We start from the raw sequence: 5,631 nt of genomic DNA, 5'->3' as shown, positions 1-5,631 counted from the left end.
ACGGCGACGGCTATGTTCAGCCGGCAGCGGCACTCACTTCGGCCGTCTTCGGGCACCCGGTGAACGGCGAATCCGCAGGCGAGCTGACACGCAACGACGTACTCGACGACATCACACTCTACTGGCTGACGAACACAGGAATTTCCGCGGCGCGTTTTTATTGGGAGTCTCACTTCAACTTCCTGGCCGCCGCGGATGTCTCCGTTCCGGCTGCCGTGAGCGTCTTTCCTCGCGAGAACTATCAGGCCCCGCGCAGCTGGACCGAGCAGGCGTATCACAACCTCATCTACTACAACAGGCTCGATCGAGGCGGTCACTTTGCGGCCTGGGAACAGCCGCAATTATTCGCCGAGGAAGTTCGCGCGGGTTTGAGACCGCTGCGCCAACGTCAATGACTTCCCGCGCGGGTCGTGCGGGTCAATCTTCAACGTTGGACGCAGCCAGGTGTTACGTGCGCGTAATCGATGCGCCACCATCAACCAGCGAAGCGGTACCTGTCACGAAGGACGAATCGTCGGACGCAAGATAAAGCACCGAGCGTGCGAGTTCTTCAGGCCGCGCGACCCGCTTGAGCGCATGCAAGCCGGTCACGAAGGCTTGCGATTCGGCGGTGTCGTTCATGTCGCGATACATCGGGGTGTCCACGGCGCCGGGCAGAATGGCGTTGACGCGCACACCTTGCGGTCCGTACTCGGCGGCGAGCGCCTGCGTCAAACCGATCAAGCCGGCCTTGCTCGCGGCGTATGCCGCGGTGCCCGGAAATGCGAACGAGTAGCCGACGAACGTCGACGTGAAGATGATCGATCCGCCACCGTGCTTCAGCATTTCTGGAATCTGGTGCTTCGCGCCCAGAAACGCGCTCGTCAGATTGGTCGCCAATGCGGCCGACCAGCCCGCCTCCGAGACGCCCGTGGTCGGGCCCATTTCACCCAAGGTACCGGCATTGTTATAAGCGATGTCAAGCCGGCCAAAGCGGCTCACGGCAAGCTCGACCAGCGCTTTCGCATAGTCTTCCGACTGCACGTCGCCCGCCAGAAACGCGACCTCACCGCCTTCACTGACGATCTCGGCAGCGAGCGTTTCAAGTTCAGCCGCGCGGCGCGCCGCGATCACCACTTTTGCGCCTTCCGCGGCGAACAGTTTTGCGGTGGCACGGCCAATTCCCGCACTGGCGCCCGTCACGATCGCGACTTTTCCTGTCAAGCGTTGCATGTTCAATCTCCTACTGCAGTTGGTTGGCCAGTGCCCAATGCGCTGGTCCATGAGAAGCAATATAGGCTTCAGCCGTATGCACAGGAAGGCATAAAACATGGGTATATCATTCAGCATTATTGAATGATCGGAGACGGACATGGATCGGTTGCGCGCTTTTGAAGTCTTCGTGACCGTGGTGAGCCGCGGCAGCTTCACACGCGCCGCCGATGCGCTCGACACGTCCCCTGCCAACGTCACCCGCTACGTGAACGAACTGGAAGCGCATCTCGGCACACGCCTGCTGAATCGCACCTCACGCACGCTTTCGCTCACCGAAGGCGGCGAGACCTTTTACGCCCGCTGTAAATCCATCCTCGACGACGTCGCCGAGACGGAGGGGCTTGTGTCATCCGCATCGGTCGAACCGCGCGGCCGGTTGCGCATCAATGCGCCTGTGAGCTTCGGGATTCTGCACCTGGCGCCGCTGTGGCCCGCGTTCATGCGCAAGTATCCCGAGGTGGAACTCGACGTTGCATTGATCGACCGCGTCGTCGATATCGTCGATGAAGGCTACGACCTCGCCATTCGCATCTCACGCGCCGGTTCGACCAGTCACGCAGCGCGCAAGCTGGCGACATCGAGAAATATCCTGTGCGCGTCGCCCGACTATCTGGCACGTTGCGGATATCCGGCAACGCCGGCTGACTTGGTCGAGCACCGATGCATCGGCTACTCGTATGCGGCCACCGGCGACGAGTGGCAGTTGGCCGACAGCGAGGGCAAGTCTCACGCCGTGAAGGTGAACTGCCACATGCACTCCAACAATGGCGACACGGCACGCGCCGCGGCGCTCGCCGGACAAGGCGTGATCTGGCAACCCACGTTTCTGGTCGGCAACGACCTGCGCGGCGGCAAGCTCGTTCAGATATTGCCGGCGTATCGCTTGCCTGACATCGATGTGCTCGCGTTGTATCCGAGCCGTCGTCATCTGAGCGCCAAGATACGCGCGATGGTCGATTTTCTGGCCGATGCGTTCGGCGGCGTGCCGCCGTGGGATCGGGCTGACGGAGAGTGAGCGCGGAGCTCATTGACGCCTATGTCACGCAGGAAACCGACACGTGGAGGACGTTGTCGGCATCGACTGATTTTTCGGGCTGATCGCTTTCAGCGCGGCCGGGCGGCTGCCGCGTCTAAACCCGCGTCTAAACACCGGCCAGCGCCGGCAGCTCGACCTCATACGAGACGCGCTCGCGCCGGCTGCTCATCTGGGACTGATGCGCCGCCTGGTCGACGTGGCCAGGATGCGGCGCGTTTTCGACGCGCGTCGGTAAGCATGCAGGATAGCGGGCGTTTTTCCTCTCCAGAATGACCCGGCTCAGAAATCCCGCGCTATAGGCCTTCAGCAAGTGCGCATGGTGCGCTTCAATGTAGGCGGCAATCCGCGCCTCCTCACCGTCGATCACGGCAAGCAGCGCCAGCGTGCGCGCATCCCAACGGAAGCGCAGGCCGAGTTCATCGAACGCGCAGTTGTAAGCGCACAGTTGCGCCTCGATCTCCGCATCATGGGCGTTGTCGCAAGTATCGAACTGGGACGTGTTCATGGTCGTCTCCTTCAGGCAAATGGCATGGACCAAGAATAGAAGCGCGCATGAATAAACAATAGTTAAAGTTTTTTCGAAGAACGATAGTGTTTTACTTATATATCGATTTCCCTGGTTACTATCGCGGCGAAATCCAGAACGCCTAAGCAACCGCCTCAACGCGCCCTGCGCGCGACCACCTGCTTTGCGAGAACCCGTTCATCGGACCGCGCGCCAGCACTCCAGGCACCGCCCCACTTCCTTGAAGACTTTCAGTTGGCACACAGCCATCGTGCCCAGCGAGTTCGTCGACATACAGGGCAAACCCTATCTATTAGGGATGCCGAATACAAATCATAAAATGTTTTAACTTTCACTTATCACTGTTCTCGCGCAGCATCCCCTCAGACGCGCTCCACGCGAAGCACCTTATTACCCGGTAGTTGCGCGAGCAACGAGTAAGGGTTTTCGTTAGTGCAAGTCCCGCTGACCGACCAATGGTGCTTCATTGCCCGCATAAAAACCGGCGATAAAGCGATTCGATCACGTAAGTCCAACGTGCCGCTCGAGCCCGACGGAATCTACAGGAGACGAAAGACATGGGACATTCCACCGTACCCGGAACAGGCAGTACAGCGTTCAGGCAAAACCGCTGGGTGCAACTGGCGATCGGCATCGTATGCATGGGGCTCGTCGCGAATCTGCAATACGCGTGGACGCTCTTCGTCGTACCGATGGACAACGCCCACCATTGGGGCCAGGCGGGCATCCAGACCGCGTTCACGATCTTCATCGTCACGGAAACCTGGCTCGTACCCGTTGAAGGCTGGCTCGTCGACAAGTTCGGGCCGCGCCCTGTTGTAATCGGCGGTTCGCTGTGTGCGGCGATCGGCTGGATCATCAACGCGCATGCGAGCAGTCTCGCGGAACTCTACGTCGCGGCGGTGATCGCCGGCATCGGCGCGGGGTGCGTGTATGGCACCTGCGTCGGCACGGCGCTCAAATGGTTTCCGGACAAGCGCGGTCTCGCGGCCGGTTTGACCGCCGCGGGTTTCGGTGCCGGCGCGGCCGTTACCGTGATTCCAATCGCCAACATGATTCAGCGCTCGGGCTACGAGTACACGTTCATGTTCTTCGGCATTTTTCAGGGTGTCTGCATTCTGTTGCTCGCCACCATGCTGGTACGGCCGAAGCCGCCCACCACCGCGGTCGCGGCCAAACGCGTGGTCTCGAGCAAGATCGACTACACGCCCGGCGAGATGATCCGTTCGCCGTTGTTCTGGGTGCTGTACCTGATGTTCGTATTCGTCGCGGCCGGCGGCATCATTGCGACCGCGCAGCTCGGGCCGATCGCGAAGGAATACGGCTTTGCCAAGATGCCTGTGAGTCTGCTGGGCATCACGTTGCCGCTGCTCACGATGACGCTGTCGATCGACAACCTCTGCAACGGCTTCACGCGTCCGTTGTGTGGTTTTCTGTCGGACCGCATCGGCCGCGAAAACACCATGTTCATGATCTTTCTCGGCGAAGGCGTCGCGCTGCTCGGACTGATGCAGTTCGGCCACAACCCGTACGCCTTCATGTTCTTCGCGGCCGCCGTGTTCCTGTGCTGGGGCGAGATCTTCTCGATCTTCCCGGCGACCTGCGCGGACACCTTCGGCAGCAAATACGCCGCGGCCAATGCGGGGACGCTTTATACCGCCAAGGGCACGGCGTCGATGCTGGTGCCGATCGCATCGGTGCTGTCCGCGAACGGCGGATGGAGCACCGTGTTTATCTCGGCGGCGGTGGTGTCGATCGCGGCCGCCGTGTCCGCGAAGTTCATTCTCGCCCCCATGAGAAAGCGCTGGATCGAGAACTCGGGTGCGCCTGCCGGCGCGGTTCTCGCCGAAGCGCGGCTGCACCCGTCGTCCAGCGCCCCAACTGAATGAATGAGTGACAACGCGAGCGCGCCGCTCGCGACAAAAACCCCATAACGTCCCGCGACCAAGGAGAGACATCATGGCAGAAGCCGACAGCCCCACAACAGAAAATGCGCTGAAGCAACAGGCAACCGAGACAACCGACGGATTCCACCTCGTCATCGATGCGCTGAAGCTGAACGACATCGACACCATCTTCGGACTGGTCGGGATTCCCATTACGGACCTCGCGCGCCTTGCGCAAGCGGAAGGGATGCGCTTCATCGGTTTTCGTCATGAACAGCATGCGGGCAACGCCGCGGCGATCGCCGGCTTCATGACGCAAAAGCCGGGTATCTGCCTGACGGTGTCGGCGCCCGGCTTTCTGAACGGCTTGACCGCGCTCGCCAACGCGACCACCAACTGCTTCCCGATGATCCTGATCAGCGGTTCGAGCGAGCGCGAAATCGTCGATCTGCAGCAGGGCGATTACGAAGAAATGGATCAGTTGAACGCAGCCAGGCCGTACGCGAAGGCCGCGTATCGCGTGCTGCATGCGGAAGACATCGGCATCGGTGTGGCGCGTGCGATTCGTGCCGCGGTGTCGGGTCGTCCGGGTGGCGTGTATCTGGACTTGCCGGCCAAACTGCTCGCCCAGACCCTGGATGCCGTGAAGGCGCAGCAGTCGTTGATCAAAGTGGTCGACGCCGCGCCGCGCCAGCTGCCGGCACCGGAATCGGTCAAGCGTGCGATCGACGTGCTGAAGAGCGCCAAGCGTCCGCTGATCCTGCTCGGCAAGGGCGCCGCGTACGCACAGGCCGATGCGGAAATTCGCGCGTTCGTCGAACAAAGCGGCATTCCGTATCTGCCGATGTCGATGGCCAAGGGCCTGTTGCCCGACACGCACGCGCAATCGGCGTCGGCGGCGCGCTCATTCGTGCTGCAGGAAGCGGACG

At 61.3% G+C, this 5,631-nt stretch carries 5 protein-coding genes and 1 pseudogene; 4 read left to right on the top strand and 2 right to left on the bottom strand.

Annotated features, from left to right (window positions below; translation table 11 throughout):
• Positions 1-395 (top strand): annotated as a pseudogene (locus QOC89_RS29955) (epoxide hydrolase); the annotation flags it as partial.
• A 52-nt stretch (positions 396-447) separates the two neighbouring features.
• On the opposite strand, the gene QOC89_RS29950 reads toward QOC89_RS29955, so the two are convergent.
• On the bottom strand, positions 448-1,212 hold the full coding sequence (locus QOC89_RS29950) for an SDR family oxidoreductase (RefSeq protein ID WP_323048347.1): 765 nt from the start codon (positions 1,210-1,212) through the stop codon (positions 448-450).
• A gap of 139 nt (positions 1,213-1,351) precedes the next feature.
• Between QOC89_RS29950 and QOC89_RS29945 the strand changes: the two genes are divergently transcribed.
• Positions 1,352-2,269, top strand: coding sequence for a LysR family transcriptional regulator (locus QOC89_RS29945; RefSeq protein WP_323048346.1), 918 nt, complete (start codon positions 1,352-1,354; stop codon positions 2,267-2,269).
• Between the two features lie 127 nt (positions 2,270-2,396).
• Here QOC89_RS29945 and QOC89_RS29940 read toward each other — a convergent pair whose 3' ends face one another.
• Positions 2,397-2,795, bottom strand: coding sequence for a hypothetical protein (locus QOC89_RS29940; protein ID WP_323048345.1), 399 nt, complete (start codon positions 2,793-2,795; stop codon positions 2,397-2,399).
• Positions 2,796-3,373: 578 nt separating this feature from the next.
• On the opposite strand from QOC89_RS29940, the gene oxlT reads away from it, so the two are divergent.
• Together oxlT and QOC89_RS29930 are read left to right on the top strand one after the other, a co-directional pair.
• Positions 3,374-4,705 carry an oxalate/formate MFS antiporter gene (gene oxlT, locus QOC89_RS29935; RefSeq protein WP_323048344.1) on the top strand — a complete coding sequence of 444 codons (1,332 nt, stop codon included), beginning with the start codon at positions 3,374-3,376 and terminating at the stop codon, positions 4,703-4,705.
• A gap of 70 nt (positions 4,706-4,775) precedes the next feature.
• Positions 4,776-5,631: thiamine pyrophosphate-binding protein (locus QOC89_RS29930; RefSeq protein WP_323048343.1), on the top strand; the 856-nt coding region annotated here is incomplete at its 3' end.

Source organism: Paraburkholderia sp. (genome assembly GCF_034668105.1).
Classification (GTDB): domain Bacteria; phylum Pseudomonadota; class Gammaproteobacteria; order Burkholderiales; family Burkholderiaceae; genus Paraburkholderia.
This window is presented reverse-complemented; position numbering and strand designations above follow the sequence as displayed.

Bases quoted from the DNA above. Each gene is read 5' to 3' on its own strand.
- QOC89_RS29950 (WP_323048347.1), bottom strand. From the start codon at position 1,212: ATGCAACGCTTGACAGGAAAAGTCGCGATCGTGACGGGCGCCAGTGCG.
- QOC89_RS29945 (WP_323048346.1), top strand. From the start codon at position 1,352: ATGGATCGGTTGCGCGCTTTTGAAGTCTTCGTGACCGTGGTGAGCCGC.
- oxlT (WP_323048344.1), top strand. From the start codon at position 3,374: ATGGGACATTCCACCGTACCCGGAACAGGCAGTACAGCGTTCAGGCAA.
- QOC89_RS29940 (WP_323048345.1), bottom strand. From the start codon at position 2,795: ATGAACACGTCCCAGTTCGATACTTGCGACAACGCCCATGATGCGGAG.